Source organism: Pseudomonas sp. D8002 (assembly GCF_013385695.1).
Taxonomy (GTDB): domain Bacteria; phylum Pseudomonadota; class Gammaproteobacteria; order Pseudomonadales; family Pseudomonadaceae; genus Aquipseudomonas.
This window is the reverse complement of the sequence record NZ_JACAPM010000040.1, coordinates 38,510-58,412: the sequence shown is the minus strand read 5'-3', so window position 1 is coordinate 58,412 and position 19,903 is coordinate 38,510. Positions and strand designations below refer to the sequence as shown.

Annotated in this window: 15 protein-coding genes; 8 read left to right on the top strand and 7 right to left on the bottom strand. The window is 63.0% G+C overall.

The features are described from left to right. The first annotated feature begins 253 nt into the window (after positions 1 to 253). Entirely contained in the window at positions 254 to 4,534 is a 4,281-nt protein-coding gene (locus HX807_RS23805; protein WP_177051294.1) for a DEAD/DEAH box helicase, read from the top strand. Between the two features lie 131 nt (positions 4,535 to 4,665). Here HX807_RS23805 and HX807_RS23800 read toward each other — a convergent pair whose 3' ends face one another. Then, entirely contained in the window at positions 4,666 to 6,789 is a 2,124-nt protein-coding gene (locus tag HX807_RS23800) for a mechanosensitive ion channel family protein (protein WP_177051292.1), read from the bottom strand. Positions 6,790 to 6,966: 177 nt separating this feature from the next. Here HX807_RS23800 and HX807_RS23795 point away from each other — a divergent pair, with 177 nt between their 5' ends. The 5 genes from HX807_RS23795 (at position 6,967) to HX807_RS23775 (ending at position 12,335) form a co-directional block, all read left to right on the top strand. Continuing rightward, entirely contained in the window at positions 6,967 to 8,169 is a 1,203-nt protein-coding gene (locus tag HX807_RS23795) for an MFS transporter (protein ID WP_177051290.1), read from the top strand. Between the two features lie 213 nt (positions 8,170 to 8,382). Then, positions 8,383 to 9,309 (top strand): DUF72 domain-containing protein, encoded by a 927-nt coding sequence (locus HX807_RS23790; RefSeq protein ID WP_177008882.1) that lies wholly within the window; start codon positions 8,383 to 8,385, stop codon positions 9,307 to 9,309. Then, the gene (locus tag HX807_RS23785; RefSeq protein ID WP_003210026.1) at positions 9,306 to 10,082 is read left to right on the top strand and encodes an endonuclease/exonuclease/phosphatase family protein; all 777 of its coding nucleotides are present in this window, start codon (positions 9,306 to 9,308) and stop codon (positions 10,080 to 10,082) included. Before HX807_RS23790 ends, HX807_RS23785 begins: the two co-directional genes overlap by 4 nt. Next, positions 10,079 to 11,377, top strand: coding sequence for a cardiolipin synthase ClsB (clsB, locus tag HX807_RS23780; RefSeq protein WP_003210028.1), 1,299 nt, complete (start codon positions 10,079 to 10,081; stop codon positions 11,375 to 11,377). The genes HX807_RS23785 and clsB overlap by 4 nt, the downstream gene beginning before the upstream one ends. Next, positions 11,355 to 12,335 carry a lysylphosphatidylglycerol synthase domain-containing protein gene (locus tag HX807_RS23775; protein ID WP_177021471.1) on the top strand — a complete coding sequence of 327 codons (981 nt, stop codon included), beginning with the start codon at positions 11,355 to 11,357 and terminating at the stop codon, positions 12,333 to 12,335. The genes clsB and HX807_RS23775 overlap by 23 nt, the downstream gene beginning before the upstream one ends. On the opposite strand, the gene HX807_RS23770 is transcribed toward HX807_RS23775, so the two are convergent. The 3 genes from HX807_RS23770 to HX807_RS23760 all read right to left on the bottom strand — a co-directional run bounded on the left by HX807_RS23770 (position 12,322) and on the right by HX807_RS23760 (position 15,325). Then, the gene (locus tag HX807_RS23770) at positions 12,322 to 13,074 is read right to left on the bottom strand and encodes a S9 family peptidase (RefSeq protein ID WP_003210032.1); all 753 of its coding nucleotides are present in this window, start codon (positions 13,072 to 13,074) and stop codon (positions 12,322 to 12,324) included. The genes HX807_RS23775 and HX807_RS23770 overlap by 14 nt on opposite strands. Then, the gene (locus tag HX807_RS23765) at positions 13,064 to 14,173 is read right to left on the bottom strand and encodes a DUF3182 family protein (protein WP_134327397.1); all 1,110 of its coding nucleotides are present in this window, start codon (positions 14,171 to 14,173) and stop codon (positions 13,064 to 13,066) included. The genes HX807_RS23770 and HX807_RS23765 overlap by 11 nt, the downstream gene beginning before the upstream one ends. Positions 14,174 to 14,344: 171 nt before the next feature. Further along, positions 14,345 to 15,325, bottom strand: coding sequence for a GlxA family transcriptional regulator (locus HX807_RS23760; RefSeq protein WP_134327398.1), 981 nt, complete (start codon positions 15,323 to 15,325; stop codon positions 14,345 to 14,347). A 95-nt stretch (positions 15,326 to 15,420) separates the two neighbouring features. On the opposite strand from HX807_RS23760, the gene HX807_RS23755 reads away from it, so the two are divergent. Continuing rightward, positions 15,421 to 15,972: a cysteine hydrolase family protein gene (locus HX807_RS23755; protein WP_008436449.1), complete on the top strand. Its 552-nt coding sequence runs from the start codon at positions 15,421 to 15,423 to the stop codon at positions 15,970 to 15,972. A gap of 12 nt (positions 15,973 to 15,984) precedes the next feature. Here HX807_RS23755 and tam read toward each other — a convergent pair whose 3' ends face one another. Beyond that, the gene (gene tam / locus HX807_RS23750) at positions 15,985 to 16,746 is read right to left on the bottom strand and encodes a trans-aconitate 2-methyltransferase (protein ID WP_134327399.1); all 762 of its coding nucleotides are present in this window, start codon (positions 16,744 to 16,746) and stop codon (positions 15,985 to 15,987) included. A 103-nt stretch (positions 16,747 to 16,849) separates the two neighbouring features. Here tam and HX807_RS23745 point away from each other — a divergent pair, with 103 nt between their 5' ends. Continuing rightward, on the top strand, positions 16,850 to 17,758 hold the full coding sequence (locus HX807_RS23745; protein ID WP_177008886.1) for a LysR family transcriptional regulator: 909 nt from the start codon (positions 16,850 to 16,852) through the stop codon (positions 17,756 to 17,758). Between the two features lie 91 nt (positions 17,759 to 17,849). On the opposite strand, the gene HX807_RS23740 is transcribed toward HX807_RS23745, so the two are convergent. Further along, positions 17,850 to 18,368, bottom strand: coding sequence for a single-stranded DNA-binding protein (locus HX807_RS23740; protein WP_003210042.1), 519 nt, complete (start codon positions 18,366 to 18,368; stop codon positions 17,850 to 17,852). A 9-nt stretch (positions 18,369 to 18,377) separates the two neighbouring features. Continuing rightward, complete coding sequence (locus HX807_RS23735) at positions 18,378 to 19,772, bottom strand: MFS transporter (protein ID WP_003210044.1); 1,395 nt, start codon at positions 19,770 to 19,772, stop codon at positions 18,378 to 18,380. Positions 19,773 to 19,903: the final 131 nt, after the last annotated feature.

Sequence of the window (19,903 nt, the reverse complement as noted above, 5' to 3'; positions counted from 1 at the left end):
AGGTAGAGAGAGCCTTTTTATGGCCAGGGAGCATGCAGTGGCCAGGGGCCTTGCAGTGGTCAGCGAGCTTGCTGTGGCCAGGGAGCTTCTTGTGGCGAGGGAGCTTGCTCCCGCTGGAGTGCGCAGCGCTCCCGCTTTTTTGGGGCCGCTACGCAGCCAGCGGGAGCAAGCTCCCTCGCCACAGCAAGATCCCTCACCACAGGGAATGCATCCCGGGGTTGCAAGTTGCCGGGGCCGGCCGCATAAATTGGGTATGAACCTTCCTGAATCAACGGACACGGTCTTGAACGGTTTCCACCCCGCCGTCAGCACCTGGTTCCGCAGCACGTTCCCGTCGGTGACCGCCGCCCAGGCCCAGGCGTGGCCGCTGATCCGCCAGCGCCGCTCCACACTGATCGCCGCGCCCACCGGCTCCGGCAAGACCCTGACTGCCTTTCTCGCGGTGCTGGACGATCTCGTGCACCAAGGCCTGGCCAATGGCGGCCAACTGCCAGACCAAACGCTGGTGGTCTACGTCTCGCCCCTGAAGGCTCTTTCCAACGACATCCAGATCAACCTGCAAACCCCGCTGGCCGGCATCACCGAGCACTTGCAGCGCCTCGGCCTGCCACCGCTGGCGATCCGCACCGCCGTGCGTACCGGCGACACCCCACAGAAAGACCGCGCCCTGATGCGCAAGCACCCGCCGCACATCCTGGTCACCACCCCGGAATCGCTCTACGTGCTGCTCGGCTCGGATTCCGGCCGGCAGATGCTTGCCAGCACCCGCACGGTGATCGTCGATGAGATCCACGCCATCGCCGCCAGCAAGCGCGGCAGCCACATGGCCCTGACACTGGAGCGCCTGCAGGGTTTGTGCAGCGAACCGCTGACCCGCATCGGCCTGTCCGCCACGCAAAAGCCCATCGAGGCGGTGTCGCGCTTTCTGGTGGGCACCGGCCGGCCTTGCGAGATCGTCGATATCGGCCACGCACGCCCACGGGACCTGGATATCGAAGTGCCGCCGGTGCCGCTGTCGGCCGTCATGGCCAACGACGTGTGGGAGCTGGTCTACGACCGCCTCGCCGAACTGGCCAGGCAACACCGCACCACGCTGATTTTCGTCAACACCCGGCGCCTGGCCGAACGCCTGGCCCGGCACTTGAGCGAGCGCCTGGGCAAAACCGCCGTCGCCGCCCACCACGGCAGCCTCGCGAAGGAAATGCGCCTGGACGCCGAACAACGGCTCAAGGCCGGTGAGCTGCAGGTGTTGATCGCCACTGCGTCGCTGGAACTGGGGATCGATATCGGCGATGTCGACCTGGTGTGCCAGATCGGCTCGCCCGGCTCGATCAACGGTTTTCTGCAACGGGTCGGACGCTCCGGGCATCAGGTCGGCGGCACGCCCAAGGGCCGGTTGTTCGCCACCACCCGTGACGACCTGATCGAATGCGCCGCCCTCCTCGACTGCGTGCGCCGGGGCGAGCTGGACACCTTGCTGATTCCGGTTGCGCCGCTGGATGTGCTGGCCCAGCAGATCATCGCCGAAGTCAGCTGCCAGGAATGGCAGGAACAGGCCCTGCTGACGCTGATCCGCCGCGCCGCGCCCTACGCCGAGCTGGATGAACGTCACTATCAGGCGCTGCTGCAAATGCTCGCCGACGGCTACAACGGGCGCCAGGGTCTGCGCAGCGCCTACCTGCACCGCGACGCCATCACCCGCACCCTGCGTGGCCGGCGGGGCGCCAAGCTCACCGCCGTGACCAGCGGCGGTACCATCCCCGACAACGCCGACTACAGCGTGCTGCTTGAGCCGCAAAGCCTGAACATCGGCAGCGTCAACGAAGACTTCGCGGTGGAAAGCATCGCCGGGGATATCTTCCAGCTGGGCAACACCTCCTACCGCATCCTGCGAGTGGAACCCGGCAAGGTGCGGGTCGAGGATGCCCACGGCCAGCCGCCGACCATTCCGTTCTGGCTCGGCGAAGCACCGGGGCGAAGCGCGGAGTTGTCGTTTGCCGTGGCGCGTTTTCAGGGGCAACTGGACGCGCTGCTGGGCGCCACGCCGGGTAACCTGCAACCGGCGCTCGATTGGCTCACCGGCACCCTCGGCCTGAACCTGGCCAGTGCCGAACAACTGCTGGATTACCTGGCGCGGGCGCGGCTGGCGCTGAGCGCGCTGCCGTCCCAGGACACGTTGATCATGGAACGGTTTTTCGACGAGTCCGGCGGCACCCAATTGATCATCCACACGCCGTTCGGCAGTCGCATCAACCGCGCCTGGGGCCTGGCGCTGCGCAAGCGGTTTTGCCGCACCTTCAACTTCGAACTGCAAGCCGCCGCCAGCGAGGATGCGATCGTGTTGTCGCTGTCCACCAGTCACAGCTTTGAGCTGGACGAAGTGTGGCGCTACCTGAACAGCAACACGGCCGAGCACATCCTGATCCAGGCGGTACTGGATGCACCGCTGTTCGGCGTGCGCTGGCGCTGGAATGCCGGGGTGGCCCTGGCGTTGCCGCGCTACACCGGTGGGCGCAAGGTGGCGCCGCAGATCCAGCGCATGAAGAGTGAAGACCTGATCGCCAGTGTGTTCCCCGACCAGATCGCCTGCCTGGAAAACCTCGCCGGCGAGCGCGAAGTGCCCGAGCATCCGCTGGTGGAGCAAACCCTCGACGACTGCCTGCACGAAGCCATGGACAGCGAAGGCTGGCTGACCCTGTTGCGGCGCATGGAGCGCGGCGAAATCCGCCTGATCAGCCGTGATCTGCCGGCGCCGTCGCCACTGGCAGCAGAGATTCTCAGCGCCCGCCCCTACACCTTTCTCGACGACGCTCCGCTGGAGGAGCGCCGCACCCAGGCCGTGCTCAACCGGCGCTGGAGCGACCCGCAAAGCACCGATGACCTTGGTGCGCTGGATGCCGAAGCGATTGCCGGTGTGTGCGAGGAAGCCTGGCCGGCGCCCAATGGCCTGGACGAGATGCATGAAGCGCTGATGAGTTTGGCGTGCATTACCGAATCGGAGGTCACGGCGCAGTGGGCCGAATGGCTGCAAGCCCTGGCCGACGGTGGGCGCGCCAGCCGATTGCAGAGCGGTACCGACCAGGCCGTTTGGGTCGCTCTGGAGCGCTTGAGCTGTTTAGCGGCGATCTACCCGAATGACCTGCCGCTGTTGCCCGGTTTCGATGAGCCCTGGACCTTCGATGAAGCCTTGGTGGAAGTGCTGCGGGCGCGCCTGAGCGGCTTCGGCCCATTGACGCTGATCGAGATCGCCGCGCCCCTGGCCTTGCCGGTGGCCGACGTATCACAGGCACTCGCGCGGCTGGAGAGCGAAGGCTACGTGCTGCGCGGCCGTTTCAGCCCCGGCGCCAGCGCCGAACAATGGTGCGAACGTCACCTGCTGGCGCGCATTCACCGCTACACGGTCAAGCGCCTGCGCCGGGAAATCGAGCCGGTGGCGTTGCAGGATTTCATGCGTTTTCTGTTCGACTGGCAGCACCTGTCGAACGGTACCCGCGGCCAGGGCAGCGCCGTGTTGCCGCAGATCGTCGCGCAGCTGGAAGGGTGCGCCGCAGCCACTTCGGCCTGGGACAGCGATTTGCTCAGCGCACGAATCAAGGATTACGCGCCCCACTGGCTGGACGATTTGTGCCGCAGCGGCAAAGTGGTGTGGACGCGCCTGAGCAACAAGGCCGGCGCGACGGCCCTGCGCAGCACGCCAGTGGTGCTGTTGCCCCGCAGCCAGGTGCCATTGTGGAGTGGACTGACCGAAGCGCCGGACAGCACCGAGCTGTCGCCCAAGGCACAGAAAGTTCATCAGGCGCTGCGGGAAAACGGCGCGCTGTTTTTCGATGAATTGATCCACGAAGCCCATCTGCTGCGCAGCGAACTGGAAACCGCGTTGCAGGAACTGGTGGGCGCGGGGCTGGCGAACGCCGACAGTTTTGCCGGCCTGCGCGCCCTGACCACGCCGGCGAGCAAACGTCAGGCCCGCAGCAGTCGGCGCGGGCGTGGCGCGTTTGTCGGCGGGATGGACGATGCCGGGCGTTGGGCCCTGGTACGGCGGGCGCCGGTGGCGGACGGCACACGTCCGGGGGCTCACTCGGCCGAGACGCTGGAGCATGTGGCGATGACCTTGCTGCGCCGCTACGGGGTGGTGTTCTGGCGCCTGCTGGAGCGCGAGGCGGACTGGCTGCCCAGTTGGCGGGAATTGCTGCGTACGTTCCACCGGCTGGAGGCCCGGGGCGAGATTCGGGGCGGGCGGTTTGTAAGTGGTTTGGCGGGGGAACAGTTTGCGTTGCCGGAAGCGATTCCGCTGCTGCGGGAAGTTCGGCGGCGGCCTCACGATGGAAGCTTGATTGCCGTGTGTGGGGCGGATCCGCTGAACCTGGTCGGTACGCTGCTGCCGGGTAGCAAGGTGCCGGCGTTGAGCGGCAATCGGTTGGTGTACCGGGATGGATTGCCGGCGGCGGTGGAGATTGCCGGCAAGCAGCAGGTGTTGCTGGAGTTGGATCAGCAGGAGGCCGGGTTGGTGCGGGAAAAACTGATCAGACACTGACTTGTGCAGCGCCCGTAATGACGCCTTCGCGAGCAAGCCCGCTCCCACATTCGATCCGGTTCCGCCCTTGGAATGCGGTCGAATGTGGGAGCGGGCTTGCTCGCGAAGAGGCCGGCGGCCTCAACACAAAACTATTGGGTTCTTGGCTGCTCGGTAAGCACCACCGACGAAGGCACTTCTTCCTCCGGCTCATCCACCTGCTGCCCGACCCGCTGCGGCAACATCACCTGCTGTGGATAAGTTTGCGCGAAATGAACAAAGGCACAGTTATCCACAAGCTTTTTCAAGCGCTGGTTAAACGCGCGGCTCACCGCATATTGCCCGCCCGACACCGTGCGGAACTGCGCCGTCAGCACCACCCCGTTGAGGTCCATCTTGTCGACGCCAAATACCTCCAGCGGCCCTTGCAGGTTGTACTTGAGGAACACGTCGTCGCGGATCGACTGCCCCGCCTCGCGAATCAGTTCCACGGCCTTGTCGACATCGGTGTCGTAGGTGAACTGCACCGAGAAGAACGCATAGGCGAACTGCCGCGATTGGTTGGTGACGGCCTTGATCTGCCCGAACGGCACCGAATGCACAAACCCCTTGCCGTCCCGCAGGCGCAGGGTGCGGATGGTCAGGCCCTCCACGGTGCCGGCGTGGCCGGAGTCGAGCACCACCCAATCGCCAATCGACAGGGTGTCTTCGATGATGATGAACAGCCCGGTGATTACATCCTGCACCAGTTGCTGGGAGCCAAAACCAATGGCCAGGCCCACCACCCCGGCGCCCGCCAGCAGCGGTGCGACGTTGATCCCCAGGTTGGCCATGGTGGTGATCGCGCAGATCACCACCAGGACGATTTTCACCGCGTTGCGCAGCAGCGGCAGGATGGTTTTCACCCGCGTGCTGGGCTGGCGGCTGGAGCGTTTGTTGACCGGGGGTTTCAATGCTTCCTGAATCGCCGTGTCGAGCACCACCCAGAACAGCCAGGTCACCAGCAGGATCAAACCGATGCTGCTCAGGGAATCACTGATGGCCCGGCCCACGGAGTTGCGCTGGGCAAACTCAAACAGCGAAACGCCCCAGATACGCCCGAGGATTTCGATAAAGGCGATGGCCATCACGATGCGCAACAGCGCGTGCAGCAGGCTGAGGAAACGTTCCTTGTAGGCACTGCTGCGCTGCACCGCCACCGTGCTGCGGGACTGGAACAGGTGCTGCAACACGGTGCTGAGAAACACCGTGCCGATCAGCAGGATCGTGGTGAACAGTGCGCAGCGCAGGGCTTTCTGGCTGTCGTCGCCGGCGCCGATCAGGTTGATCGCCGACACCAGCACCATCAATAGAATCGGCCAATACCACAAGCCGGAAAACACCCGCAGGGATTGCTGCACCGCCGGGTGTTTCAAGCGCTGGGCCAGGGGCCGGTTGCGGATCAAATGCGCCACCGGACGGCGCAGGCGAATCACCAGCATGCCGAAGATCACCGAGGCAAACAGCCCGGTGAAGATCGCGACGCTGGCGGTGATATTGCCCCCCAGTTGGCGGGCGATCTGTGGGCTGGTCAGCGCATCGCTGAGGGCCGCAAGGAAGCCGATCAGGAACAACGGCTTGGGGCAGTAGTCCCGAATAATCTTCACCGCCGGGCGCTTGTGGCCGACGTTGAACATGACGATCACGCACAACAGGATCGAGGTGGAGAAAATGCCGCTGCTGGTGGCGTAGGCAAAACACAGCGCCAGCGCACGGCCCACCGAGGTGGGCAGGAAGTGGCTGACGTAGAGCGTCAATGGCAGGCAGATAAGCGCCGGTATCGTGTAGGGAATCAGGTAACCCAGCAACGCCTGGAGGCGCTGGCGAGGTGCGATATGCCGCTGCAGGCTCAGGCGCTTGACGATAAAGCGCCCCAGCAGGGTCAGTGCGGCGAACGCGCCGATCCACACCCCGGACAACAACAGGAAATCACCGGCCACGCTCCACGAGGAACGTTCGGACGGCTGGTTGACCAGCTTGTCCACCTCATCCGCCGCCCGGTCGGCCCGCAGCCGCCAGGCGTCCACCAGGTTCTGGTTGAGGTCGAGTTTGTCCTGCACATCATCGATGCTGGAGCTGATGGCGCCGAGCAGGCCGCCTTCTACCAAAAGTTCCGGCTGGGCCGGGGCGGCAGGCGCTGGAGGCGCTGGAGCCGCGGGGGCGGTGGCCGCTTGCAGCGCGCCGCTGCCGCAGAACAGCAGCGTGCCGAGCAGTAGCACAGTCTTTAAATTCAACAAAACACCGGGCTCCTTCAGAAGGGTCTGTAAGGAACTGACGGGTTTGACGCCTGATCGTTCCCCACGCGCGTCGATCCGTGCGCCCCAGGCAAATATCAAATGCCAATACCTGTCTTTTTCCGCACAAGCCGAACCCCGAGACTGCGCTCCTGATTGAAACCCACCGGAGTTGCAGCCATGCCCATTGCCTTGCTCGCGCTGACCCTCAGCGCTTTTGCCATCGGGACGACCGAGTTCGTCATCGTTGGCCTGTTACCCACCATCGGCGCCGACCTGGGTGTCGACTTGCCGTCCGCCGGCCTGCTGGTCAGCCTCTACGCCCTGGGCGTGGCCATCGGCGCGCCGGTACTCACCGCCCTCACCGGCAAAGTGCCACGCAAACTGCTGTTGTTGTCGCTGATGGTGCTGTTCACCCTCGGCAACCTGCTGGCCTGGCAAGCGCCGAGTTATGAGTCCCTGGTACTGGCACGGATCGTCACCGGCCTGGCCCACGGGGCGTTCTTCTCGATTGGCTCCACGATCGCCACAAGCCTGGTGCCCAAGGAAAAAGCCGCCAGCGCGATTGCCATCATGTTTACCGGCCTGACCGTCGCGTTGGTGACCGGTGTGCCACTGGGGACGTTTATCGGCCAGCACTTCGGCTGGCGCGAAACCTTCCTCGCCGTCTCGGCCCTGGGCTTGATCGCGTTTATCGGCAGCCTGCTCTACGTACCGAAAAACATCGCCCACAGCAAACCCGCGTCGCTGTTGCAGCAACTGCAAGTGTTGAAACAACCACGGCTGCTGCTGGTGTACGCCATGACGGCGGTGGGTTACGGTGGCTCGTTCATCGCGTTCACCTACCTGGCGCCAATCCTTCAGGACATCTCCGGGTTCAGCGCCGGCACCGTCAGCCTGGTGTTGCTGGTGTATGGCATCTCGGTGGCCATCGGTAATATCTGGGGCGGCAAGCTGGCCGACAAACGCGGCCCGATCAGCGCCCTGAAAATCATTTTTGCCCTGCTCGCCGCTGTGTTGTTCGTGCTGACCTTCACCGCGGGTAATCCATGGCTGGCCCTGGCCACTGTGCTGGTGTGGGGCGCGGTCGCTTTCGGCAACGTGCCGGGCTTGCAGGTGTATGTGGTGCGCCAGGCGGAACATCACACGCCGAATGCGGTGGACGTGGCCTCGGGCCTGAACATCGCGGCGTTCAACCTGGGGATTGCCGGTGGCGCGTGGGCCGGCGGCATGATCGTCGCCCACATGGGCTTGATCCACACGGCGTGGATTGGCGGTTCGGTGGTGTTGGTGGCCTTGGCGCTGACGGCCTGGAGCGGGCGCCTTGACCGGCTGGGGCCGGTGTATGCCGAAAGTTCGACCCGGGTGGTTGGCGGGCACTGATCCCGCAGCGATAAAGAACCCAATGTGGGAGCGGGCTTGCTCGCGAAAGCGGTGTGTCAGTCAACAGAGATATCGACTGACCCACCGTCTTCGCGAGCAAGCCCGCTCCCACATTTTGAGAGGTGCCGTCTGTAGGACCATCGAAACTTTCTCCCGATCCTCACAGTCATCCAAAAACGGAGGTCACCACACAGTTAACCCACGGGAGTCATCATGGCCGCGATTCATATCGGCATTTCCGGCTGGCGCTACACGCCCTGGCGGGGGGATTTCTACCCCGAGGGCCTGACCCAGAAGCGCGAGCTGCAGTTTGCCTCACGGGCGGTCAACAGCATCGAGATCAACGGCTCGTTCTACGCGCTGCAAACACCCAAGCGCTATGCCGAGTGGTATGGCGACACGCCTGAAGGGTTTGTGTTCAGCGTCAAGGCGCCACGCTATATCACGCATATCCTGCGGCTGCGGGAGGTGCACAAGCCGATGGCGAATTTCTTCGCCTCCGGGGTGCTGGAACTCAAGGAAAAGCTCGGGCCGATCCTCTGGCAGTTCCCGCCCAGTTTCAAATTCGACCCGCCGTTGTTTGAAGCCTTTCTCGCCGAATTACCCACCACTACCCAGCAGGCCGCCGCCCTCGCCCGCGAGCATGAGCCGCGCCTGAACGGCAAGGCGAGCCTGCAAGCCCACGGTAAAAAGCCGCTGCGCCATGCGGTGGAGATTCGCCACAAGAGTTTCGCCGTGCCGGAATTTGTCGAGATGCTCGACAAGCACGGCGTGGCCCTGGTGGTGGCCGACACAGCCGGCAAGTGGCCCTACCTGGAAGACGTCACGGCCAACTTTGTGTACCTGCGCCTGCATGGGGACAAAGCGCTGTATGCCAGCGGCTATACGCCCGAAGCGCTCAAGCGCTGGGGCGATCGCATCGAACGCTGGAGCCACGGCAAACAACCCGCCGATGCACAGTTGATCGACCCGAAGCACAAACCCCGCGCCCGCAAGCAGCGCGACGTGTTTTGCTATTTCGATAACGACATCAAGGTGCGCGCGCCCTTCGATGCGCGCCAATTACTGCAGCGTTTTGGCCTGGACCAGGCACTGGCCACCGAACCCGGCAAGTTGCCGGACACGGGAGTGTTGCCATGACCCATCCGGAACTGATGCCAACCACGCCCACCGAAACCATCACCCGCTTCAGGGTGCTGACGGTCAATACCCACAAGGGCTTCACCGCGCTCAACCGGCGCTTCATATTGCCCGAGTTGCGGGAGGCGATTCGCAGCGTGGCCGCCGACGTGGTGTTCCTTCAGGAAATCCACGGCACCCATGAACGCCACCCCAAGCGCTACAGTAACTGGCCGAGCATGCCGCAATACGAGTTCCTCGCCGACAGTATCTGGCCGCAATACGCCTACGGTCGCAACGCGGTGTATCCCCATGGCGACCACGGTAATGCGCTGCTGTCGAAATTCCAGATCATCCGCTACGACAATCTCGACATCTCCCAGAGCGGCCACGAAAGCCGCGGGCTGCTGCATTGCGTGCTGCGCTTGCCGGGCAACGTGCAGGACGTGCATGCCATCTGCGTGCACTTGGGGCTGCGGGAAGTCCATCGCCAGCAGCAACTGCGCCTGATCGCGCAGCGGGTCGCCGAGATTCCCGCCGACGCGCCGGTGATTGTCGCCGGTGATTTCAATGACTGGCGCCAGCGCGCCGATCTCGCCCACTGCGGGCTGCGGGAAGTGTTTATCGAAACCCACGGCAAGCCGGCCCGCACCTTCCCGGCGCGCCTGCCGCTGCTGCCGCTGGACCGCATCTATGTGCGCAACCTCAAGGTGCATCAGCCCCAAGTCCTGACCAGCCGCCCGTGGTCACACTTGTCGGACCATGCGCCGCTGTCGGTGGAGATCGAGTTATGAACAGCGCACCACTGGAAAAGGTCGCGGTGGAACACATCGCGACCGACCAACCGCCGGATGATGCCGTGGCCCGGGACCTGGATTACGGCTGGCAAAGCGGTAACCAGATCGAGTTGCTGGAGAACGGCGAGGCCTACTTTCCCAAAGTGTTCGAGGCGATGCGCCAGGCCCAGCGGGAGATCTTGCTGGAGACCTTTATCCTTTTCGAAGACAAGGTCGGCCACGAGCTCAAAGGCATTTTGATCGAGGCGGCGCAGCGTGGCGTCAAGGTCGTCGCCAGCCTCGATGGCTTTGGTTGTGGTGAGCTGACACCGGGGTTTCTCAGCGAATTGAGCCAGGCCGGCGTGACCGTGCAGATGTTCGACCCGGCGAGCAAGACATTGGGTTTTCGCACCAACTGGTTTCGCCGCCTGCACCGCAAGATTGTGGTGGTGGATGCCAGCGTGGCGTTTATCGGCGGGATCAATTTCTCGGCGGATCACCTGGGGGATTTCGGCCCCGAGGCCAAGCAGGATTATGCCGTGCAGGTGCAGGGCCCGGCAGTCGCCGACCTGCATCATTTCGCCCTCGCACAAAGTGGCCGGCGTGTGCGCAAGCGGCGCGGCTGGCGGCGCGAGCAACGCCCGTCGCCATGGGCTGCCGGCGAAGGCGATGGCCTGGTACGGCTGATCTACCGGGACAATCTGCAACACCGTACCGATATCGAAGAGGCCTACCTGCACGCCCTGCGCAAGGCCGAGCGGCGGGTGGTGATCGCCAACGCCTATTTCTTTCCCGGCTACCGCCTGCTGCGGGAAATTCGTAATGCCGCGCGGCGCGGCGTGCACGTGCAGTTGATCATGCAGGGCCAGCCGGATGTGCTGCTGGCCAAGCTGGCGGCACGCATGCTCTATGACTATTTGCTCAAGGAAGGCGTGGTGATCCACGAGTACTGCCAGCGTCCGTTGCACGGCAAGGTGGCGCTGGTGGATGAAGAGTGGAGCACGGTGGGTTCGAGCAATCTCGACCCGCTGAGCCTGTCGCTGAACCTGGAGGCGAATGTGCTGGTTCGTGATCGTGCCTTCAACCAGCAGTTGTTCGAGCGCCTGGAATATCTGAGCCAGAACCACTGCAAGACCATGCCGGAAAACCGCGCGCCTCGCGGCTGGTTCTGGCGGGTGACCGTGGGTTTCGTGGTGTTCCATGTGCTGCGGCATTTTCCGTCGTGGACCGGCTGGTTGCCGGCCCACAAGCCGAGGTTGAAACCCTTCGTTCTTGAGGAGCGTGCGGATCATGACCCAAGCTCGCATCGCTGAAGAAAGCGCTCGCCCCGGCTTCTTGAAACGCTGGAAAAAACCGCTGACGGTGGTGTTTTTCCTGGTGCTGATCGTGTTGTTCACCCTGCTCGCCCGGCGTATCGACTGGAGCGAAGTGCTCGACACCCTGGGCGACTTCAAGCTGCGCACGCTGCTCATCGCGGGTGCGCTGACCCTGTGCAGTTTCCTGGTGTATTCGTGCTTCGACCTGATCGGCCGCACCTACATCCGTCAGCCGTTGGGCTGGAAGCAGATTTTGCCGGTGGGCATCATCAGCTATGCGTTCAACCTCAACCTGAGCGCGTGGGTAGGTGGCATCGCCATGCGCTATCGGTTGTATTCCCGACTCGGGGTGAGCAGCGGGAACATCGCGAAGATCCTCGGCTTGAGCCTGGCCACCAACTGGTTCGGCTACATGGCGATTGCCGGCGCGGTATTCAGCAGCGGGCTGGTGACATTGCCGCCGGGGTGGAAGCTCAGCAGCGGTGCGTTGCAAGGCGTCGGCGTGCTGTTGGTACTGGCGAGCCTGGGTTACCTGCTGGCCTGTCGCTTGTCGAAAAAGCGCGCATGGTCGATACGCGGGATTGAAATCAGCCTGCCGTCGCTGCGCATGGCAGTGTTGCAGTTGGCGCTCGGCGCGCTGAACTGGTCGCTGATGGCAGCAGTGATTTTTACCCTGCTGCCCAAGCAGCTGGATTACCCAGTGGTGCTCGGGGTGTTGCTGATCAGCAGCATTGCCGGGGTGGTCACGCATATCCCGGCAGGGCTGGGTGTGCTGGAGGCAGTGTTCATTGCCTTGCTGCAGCACGAAGCGTCCCGCGGCAGTCTGCTCGCGGGGCTGATCGCCTACCGCGCGATCTACTTCATCCTGCCCCTGCTGGTGGCCCTGGTGATGTACCTCGCGGTCGAAGCCAAGGCCAAGGCATTGCGCGTGAAGAAAACGCCTACGACTGGATGATGCTCAAGCGCTCGCCCACCACCATCTCGGTAATCCAGTCCACCAGGATCGAGGTGTAGGCCTGCTGGGAAACCGGATCACTCAGGGAATGATCCGCACCGTCGATAATCCGGTGAGTCAGCGAATGCGTCTGCTGGCAGGCGGCGCGGTAGCTCATGATGGTGGCATGGGGCACGTGGTCGTCGGTCTCCGACTCCACGATCAACACATCACCGGTAAACGCCGCGCATGCATGCAGGGCGCGATTGGTTTCGGCGTGCACAAAGGTGCCGCGATAATCCATCAGGTCGGCCTTGTCCAGGTCGCGCTTGGGCTTGAGCCATTCCTGGTCGCGGTACAGCGCCGGCACCCGCAAAGCCAGCCAGCGCACGGGGCGCAGCGAAGTGAGGATGGCGGCCAAGTAACCGCCGTAGCTGGTGCCCACCACTGCCACCGCCGAGGTGTCGATGGCCGGGTGTGACAACAGGCGGTCGTAGGCCGCGAGCAGGTCGCGCAGGTTATCTTCGCGGGTGACGCGGGATAACGGAATGCCGTTGCCGGCATGGCCGCGCAGGTCGAATGTAAGGCATACACAACCGAGCCCGGCGATACCCTTGGCGCGTTCCAGGTCACGCTCCTGGCTCCCGCCCCAGCCGTGCACAAACAACACCCCCGGTACTTTCGATTTGGGACTGAGGAAGGTCCCGCTCATCTGTTCGTCATCGATATCAATGGCAATGGTTTCGCTTCTAGCCGTCATAGGATTTGACCGTCACGTACTTGAGAAGAAAGTCGCTGTTTTCTGCCGGGCCCCGGTACACCTCGATCGCGTCAGCGGGCAGTGGCTGGTCGACGTAGGTTTCTACCGACGAGACATAAATCGCCCGCAGCCCGGGATTGTTGACGAAGCTTTGCAGCGCCGCGACTTCCGCGCTGCTGGCCCCGCCCATGCGCCAGGATTGCTCGAGCACGCCGCTGCGGCGTTGGCCGTCGCTGTCCAGGCCCTGGGCGATGTCGTAATTGCGCCGCGAAGCGTAGAACCCGGGATAGGCCTCATCCGCCGCGTTATCGAAGACCTGCGCTTGCTGGATGGCCAGGCGCACTTCAGCGGGCAGGTCGAGCTTGAGCAGGTCTTCGTAGTAGCCCTGGACCACCAACAGGTTGGAACCACCATAGACCTCTTCGCCCTGCCCGTCCCGGGTCAGGTATTGATCGCCGCAGTAGCTGATGACGTGATCGCCGATAAAGCTCTGGCCGACACTGTGGGTGACCACGTCGCGCAGGTCCTGCTCCAGCACCACGCCGTCGCTGAACAATTGCGCCGCATCAGGGCGCGCGAGGATGGCGTCGAACTCGTCGAGGCTGCGGATCACTTCCTGGCCGCGACCGGCGCAGGCATGCACAGGCTTGAGACGGATCGGCCCGGTGTACAGTAAATGGGTCGCCGCCGGCCGCGCATCTTCCAGGGCGTGCACACTCAACCCATCCAGCACCACATTGCGGATGCGCTCGGAAAAAAGCGGCGACCAGCCTTCGGGCGCAACCGCGTTTTTATTCAGCAAACCGTGGCTGATGGCCTTGGTGCAGATGAAATCGTGATCGACGTAGCCGCCCCACAAATCCTCAGGGCCTTTGACGCCGAATTGCCGCGCCTGGGCCGCGCCGACCAGCGTCTGAGTGGGCAATAGATAGAGGTCGCGCCCACTGTGCTGCTCAGGGTTATAGCTGCCGCCATATTTGAGCCCGAGGACGTGCGCCAGCCAACGGGCCAGGGCGCGGTTGGTCTCCACTTCGTGCAATGGCGCTTGCGTACGGATTGAATGCGCCACCACGATTTTTTTGCGATTTGTCGGGGTCATGCGTCCCCCTTGGCTCTGCTGCCATGTGTGTAAGGAAACGGTAGCAGGGATCAAGCCAAGGCGGCGTTTGTTTAAACGCGCAGGGAATCAATCAGTTGCGGGAAAAGCGATAGCACTTGGCCTGTTTTATTCTGCACGAAGTGCTCAAGGTGTCGCGGCGTTCTGCACGATTCAGGCTTGCGCCTTGGTGGGCGTCACGCCGAAACGGCTGCGGTAATCACTTGGCGCCAGCCCGGTGATTTTCTTGAAGGTGGCGCGGAAGGCGCCGGGGTCCTGGTAACCCACGGTCCAGGCAATGTGATCAATGGTGCCGTTGGTGAACTCCAGCATCTGCCGCGCCTTACCCACTCGCAGGTGCTGGCAGTATTCGGTGGGTTTCAACCCCGTAGCGGCGCGGAACCGTCGCAGGAAGGTGCGTTCCTCAAGTCCCGCCTCCTGCGCCATGACAGCCAACGAAACATCCACCGCACCGCTGGCCTGCAGCCAATGTTGCACCTTGAGAATCGCAGCGTCGCCATGGGCAAGGATCGGCGCAAAATTACTGCCGCACTCACTGGCGCTGTCACTGTGTTCGATCACCAGGAAACGCGCGGTGCTGGCAGCGATGCTCGGGCCGAGCAAACGGTCCACCAGGCGCAGGCCCAATTCGGACCAGGCCATGAGGCCGGCGGTGGTGATCAAGTCGCCGTCGTCGACGATGGGTTTGTCGGCTTCCAGGCGAATCGCCGGATAACGGGCGGCGAAGGTTTTCGCCGACGTCCAGTGTGTGGTGGCGCTGCGACCGTCCAACAGGCCGCTTTCCGCCATCAGGATCGAACCTACGCACACCCCGCCCAGAATGGTCCCGGAGCGATGTTGCTGGCGCAGCCAATCCAGCAATTCGGCGGACGCCTGGCCCTCGGAAAAGCCGGCAATGGAGGGTGGAATCAGCAAGGCCGTCAACCTATCCCCGCTACCGGGCTCGCTATCGAATACACGGGTCGGCGCACCGCCTGTTTCAGCCTGCCAATGGCTGATGCGCAGGGACGGCAGTTGCTCGGACTGATGCTCGGTCGCAATCCGGTTGGCGACCGCGAACAGGTCGGTCAAGCCATGCACGGCAGCCATTTGCGCACCACTGTAGATCAGCACGCCGAGCTCGACGATCGCCATTGTCAGTTTTCCCTCTGTTATTGTCGGTGCGGCCAATCCCCAGGCGTCACGCCAGCCAGGATACTGGACGCATCAACCCTCACAAGGAAACCAACATGGCCAAGCAAGCGCTCATCCTAATCGATATCCAGAACGACTACTTCCCCCAGGGCAAGTGGCCGCTAGACGGAGTGGACGCGGCGGCAGACAAGGCGCAGCAAGTGCTACAGGCATTTCGCCAGGCAGGCGATACGGTGATTCACGTACGCCACGAATTCACCTCCGACGATGCCCCCTTCTTCACCCCGGGCTCGGAAGGTGCACACCTGCACCCCAAGGTGCTGAACCAGGCCGACGAGCCGGTGGTGCTCAAGCATTTCGTCAATGCGTTCCGCGAAACCAACCTGCGGGCCCTGCTGGAACAACGCAGCATCACCGAACTGGTGGTGGTGGGCAGCATGAGCCATATGTGCATCGACGGCGTGGTGCGCGCCGCGTCGGACCTGGGCTACACCGTGACGGTGATCCACGATGCCTGCGCCACGCGGGACCTGGAATTCAATGGCAGCGTCGTGCCGGCAGCCCAGGTGCATGCGGCGTTTATGTCGTCGCTGGGGTTTGCTTATGCGAGCGTGGTATCGGCGGAACAGTTCTTGTCCGCCGATTGACCTTCTCCGCGCTTACCGGGTAGCGATGATGAACAGGCGCGGAAACGGCAGCAACACAGTGCCATCGGCCAGCGCTGGATAAGCCTTGGTGATCCGCGCCAGGTACTCGTCGAGGAAGGCGTTCCTTTCTGACTCGGTCAGGGGCGCCAGGAACGGACGCAATGCCGACCCCTTGAACCACTCCACCACCGCGGCAGAACCTGCCAGCGGATGGTGGTAAGTGGTGCGCCATACATCCACGGTGGAACAGTGCTGGCTCAGCAACTCAAAGTAGTAGCTCGCGGTATGGCGTTCATTGTGTTTGACGCTGCCGATCTTTGCGGCCCACGGGCCGTCCGCCGCGACTTCCCGCGCCAGCTTGTGGGCCGGCTCGTCAAGATTGTCGGGCGTCTGCACCGCCAGGGTGCCGCCGGAGGTCAGTTGATTGACTAAATGCGGATACAGCGTGGCGTGATCAGGCAGCCATTGCAGCGATGCATTGGCGAGGATGACGTCGAATTTCTGCACAGGGTTCCAGGCGCCGATATCAGCCAATTCGAAAGTCAACGCGGGCAGGCGCTTGCGGGCGTCGACCAGCATGTCATCAGAGCTGTCCATGCCGGTGACCACTGCCTGCGGAAAGCGCTCAGCCAGGACTTCAGTCGAATTGCCCGGGCCGCAACCCAGGTCGACGGCGGTGCGCACATCACCCTCAGGGATGGCCGCTACCAGATCCCGGACGGGACGAGTGCGCTGTTGTTCGAACATCGAGTATTGCTTGGCTGACCAGGTCATTGCGGCATTCCTTCTTCTGTGAGGAGTGAGGACAGCCTAAATCTTGTGATCCATGAGAACAAATGCCAGGATTGATCATCTCCCATACCTGAAAAGTATTCCTATGCTGGAACTCAGGCAGCTCAGGGCCTTCGTCGCGATTGCCGAAGAAGGCTATATCACCCGCGCGGCAGAACGACTGGGCATGCAGCAACCGCCGCTGACCCGCCTGTTGCAAAGTCTTGAAGCCGAGTTGGGTGTGGTGCTGATGGAGCGCCTGCCACGAGGCGTGCGCCCGACCACTGCGGGGCTGGCCTTGCTGGAGGAGGCGCGGCATATCTTGGCCAGCGTCGATGGTGTGGCCGACATTGTGCGCCGCGCCGCCCGAGGTGAACGCGGACGCCTGGCGATTGGTTTCACCAGCTCTGCCGCCTTGCATCCGTTTGTGCCCAGCGTACTGCGCCTGTTTCGGGAAACCTTTGTCGGCGTTTCAGTGGTACTGGAAGAAGCCGGTACCGGTGAACTGCTGGACGCGTTGCTGCACGAAAAGCTCGACGCGGCGTTCATTCGCTCGCCGCTGAGCGGGACGCAGGCGTTGCAGGACCAGCCAATTCTGGTAGAGCCAATGTTGCTGGCGCTCCCTACCGATCATCCACTGGCTATCAACCCGTCGACGCCGCTGCCATTGGCGGCATTGGCCACCGAGGCGTTTGTGCTGTATCGGCGCCGGGTGGGGCTTGGGTTGTATGACGCGATTCTGGTGGCGTGTCGCGAAGCAGGTTTCAGCCCGCAGGTTGTGCAAGAGGCGCCGCGCATGACGGCGACATTGAGCCTGGTGGCTGCGGGGCTTGGGGTTTCGATTGTGCCTGCCTCAATGCAACGGTTGCGGGGCGACGGGATTGTTTATCGCGAGCTTTCGGAGTGCCGGAGCCTGGTGGCGCCGTTGCACCTGGCTACCCGGGTAGGTGATACGTCGTCGGTATTGGAGAGGTTTCGGGAGTTGGTGGTGAGCGCCGCTTCTACTGACGTTTAGCGGATTGCCGTGTCCGCAATGAAAAACCCCCGGGGCCAAGGCCACCGGGGGTTTTCTGGTGTTACGCGACAGTTCGGGGTCTCAAGCGACCTTAGAACGGAATATCGTCATCAAAGCTGTCGAAGTCGGCTGCCGGCTGAGGAGCGGCCTGCTGTGGCGCTGGACGCGACTCACGCTGTGGCTGCTGGGTTGGCTGCGGACGGGACTGCTGCTGTGGACGCGGCGCCGAGTTGGACATGCCGCCCTGGCCCTGTTGGTCGCCCTGTGGACGGCCGCCCAGCAGTTGCATGGTGCCTTGCATGTCGACCACGATTTCGGTGGTGTAACGCTTGATGCCGTCTTTTTCCCACTCGCGGGTTTGCAGCTTGCCTTCGATGTAGACCTGCGAACCTTTGCGCAGGTATTCACCGGCGATCTCTGCAACCTTGCCGAACATCGACACACGGTGCCATTCGGTTTTCTCGACCTTCTGGCCGGTTTGCTTGTCGGTCCACTGCTCGCTGGTCGCCAGACTCAGGTTGGTCACGGCATTACCGTTCGGCAAGTAGCGAACTTCGGGATCCTGGCCGCATGTACCGACCAATATGACTTTGTTAACCCCACGGGCCATAACGTTCTCCTAGGCTGGGCGCGCTGTCGGCACTGGGTTGACCAGTTGCTCGAGCGTCGCGCGATCCAATAATTCGGTGTCCAATTTGATGTAGATGGCGGCTTCTTCAGTAACAACCACAGCATCCGTAACCCCAACAACGGCCTTAAGGCGCTCGACCAGACCGGCTTCGCGGATCGCTTCGGGCGATAACGGCAAGCGCAGGCTCGTCACATAGGGAGGTTCGCGCATGGTAACAGCAAAGGCTAGCCAGAGGGCAGCCAGACCTGCGCATCCCAGGAACACAACCGACAAACCGCCATGCTGGAACATCCAGCCGCCCATGATCCCGCCCAGTGCAGAACCGAGGAACTGGCTGGTGGAATACACGCCCATCGCCGTGCCTTTGCCGCCGGCCGGTGAAACCTTACTGATCAGCGAAGGCAGTGAAGCCTCCAGCAGGTTGAACGCGGTGAAGAACACCACCGTGCCGATCACCAGCGCCCGCAGGCTGTCGCCGAACTGCCAGAAGAATAGCTCAGTGAGCATCAATGTCGCGACGGCGCCCAGCAGAACTCGTTTCATTTTGCGTTTCTTCTCGCCGTAGATGATGAACGGGATCATGGCGAAGAACGAAATCAGCAGCGCGGTCAGGTACACCCACCAGTGCTGCTCCTTGGGCAACCCGGCTTTTTGCACCAGGGCCAGGGGCAAGGCGACGAAGCTGCACATCAGCATCGCGTGTAATACGAAGATACCCAAATCCAGGCGCAACAGGTCCGGGTGCTTGAGTGTCGGCAGCAATGCCTGCTTGGCGACGCCCGACTCACGGTGCTGCAACGGCCCCGTGGAATGCGGAACCATGAAGGCGACAATCACGATGCCGAACAGCGCCATGCCACCGGTGGCCAGGAACAGACCGTGCAAGCCGAACGCGCGGGTCAGCAGCGGGCCGACTACCATCGCCACGGCGAACGAAAGACCGATGGTCATGCCGATCATCGCCATGGCCTTGGTACGGTGTTGTTCGCGGGTCAGGTCGGAGAGCAGTGCCATGACGGCGGCGGAAATCGCGCCGGCGCCTTGCAGGACGCGTCCGGCGATCACGCCCCAGATAGAGTCGGCATTGGCCGCAAGCACACTGCCCAGGGCGAAGACGATCAGGCCGAGGTAGATCACCGGCCGGCGGCCGATGCGGTCGGAAATGACGCCGAACGGAATCTGAAACAGCGCCTGGGTCAGGCCATAGGCGCCAATCGCCAGGCCGATCAGGGCCGGGGTCGCTCCTGCGAGATCCATTCCATAGGTTGCCAGCACCGGCAACACCATAAACATGCCAAGCATACGGAATGCGAACACCAGGGCCAGACCGCTTGCTGCGCGGGTCTCGCTGCCACTCATGCGTTCGCTGTGGGGATCGTGCATGGATAAACCTCGTGTGAACCGGCGGCGATTCTACCAGTCCCATCGATTGAGAGGGTATATGCGGCGCTTTGCCGCGCAGCTTTCATGTAAGGCTGCACCCGGCACTTTGACAGTGTATATTCATCCAGTCT

Coding starts and splice junctions, on each gene's coding strand:
- HX807_RS23785 (WP_003210026.1), top strand. CDS start 9,306: ATGACCCATCCGGAACTGATGCCAACCACGCCCACCGAAACCATCACC.
- HX807_RS23740 (WP_003210042.1), bottom strand. CDS start 18,368: ATGGCCCGTGGGGTTAACAAAGTCATATTGGTCGGTACATGCGGCCAG.
- HX807_RS23765 (WP_134327397.1), bottom strand. CDS start 14,173: ATGACCCCGACAAATCGCAAAAAAATCGTGGTGGCGCATTCAATCCGT.
- HX807_RS23795 (WP_177051290.1), top strand. CDS start 6,967: ATGCCCATTGCCTTGCTCGCGCTGACCCTCAGCGCTTTTGCCATCGGG.
- HX807_RS23735 (WP_003210044.1), bottom strand. CDS start 19,772: ATGCACGATCCCCACAGCGAACGCATGAGTGGCAGCGAGACCCGCGCA.
- HX807_RS23760 (WP_134327398.1), bottom strand. CDS start 15,325: ATGGCGATCGTCGAGCTCGGCGTGCTGATCTACAGTGGTGCGCAAATG.
- HX807_RS23775 (WP_177021471.1), top strand. CDS start 11,355: ATGACCCAAGCTCGCATCGCTGAAGAAAGCGCTCGCCCCGGCTTCTTG.
- HX807_RS23770 (WP_003210032.1), bottom strand. CDS start 13,074: ATGACGGCTAGAAGCGAAACCATTGCCATTGATATCGATGACGAACAG.
- clsB (WP_003210028.1), top strand. CDS start 10,079: ATGAACAGCGCACCACTGGAAAAGGTCGCGGTGGAACACATCGCGACC.
- HX807_RS23755 (WP_008436449.1), top strand. CDS start 15,421: ATGGCCAAGCAAGCGCTCATCCTAATCGATATCCAGAACGACTACTTC.
- HX807_RS23805 (WP_177051294.1), top strand. CDS start 254: ATGAACCTTCCTGAATCAACGGACACGGTCTTGAACGGTTTCCACCCC.
- HX807_RS23790 (WP_177008882.1), top strand. CDS start 8,383: ATGGCCGCGATTCATATCGGCATTTCCGGCTGGCGCTACACGCCCTGG.
- tam (WP_134327399.1), bottom strand. CDS start 16,746: ATGACCTGGTCAGCCAAGCAATACTCGATGTTCGAACAACAGCGCACT.
- HX807_RS23745 (WP_177008886.1), top strand. CDS start 16,850: ATGCTGGAACTCAGGCAGCTCAGGGCCTTCGTCGCGATTGCCGAAGAA.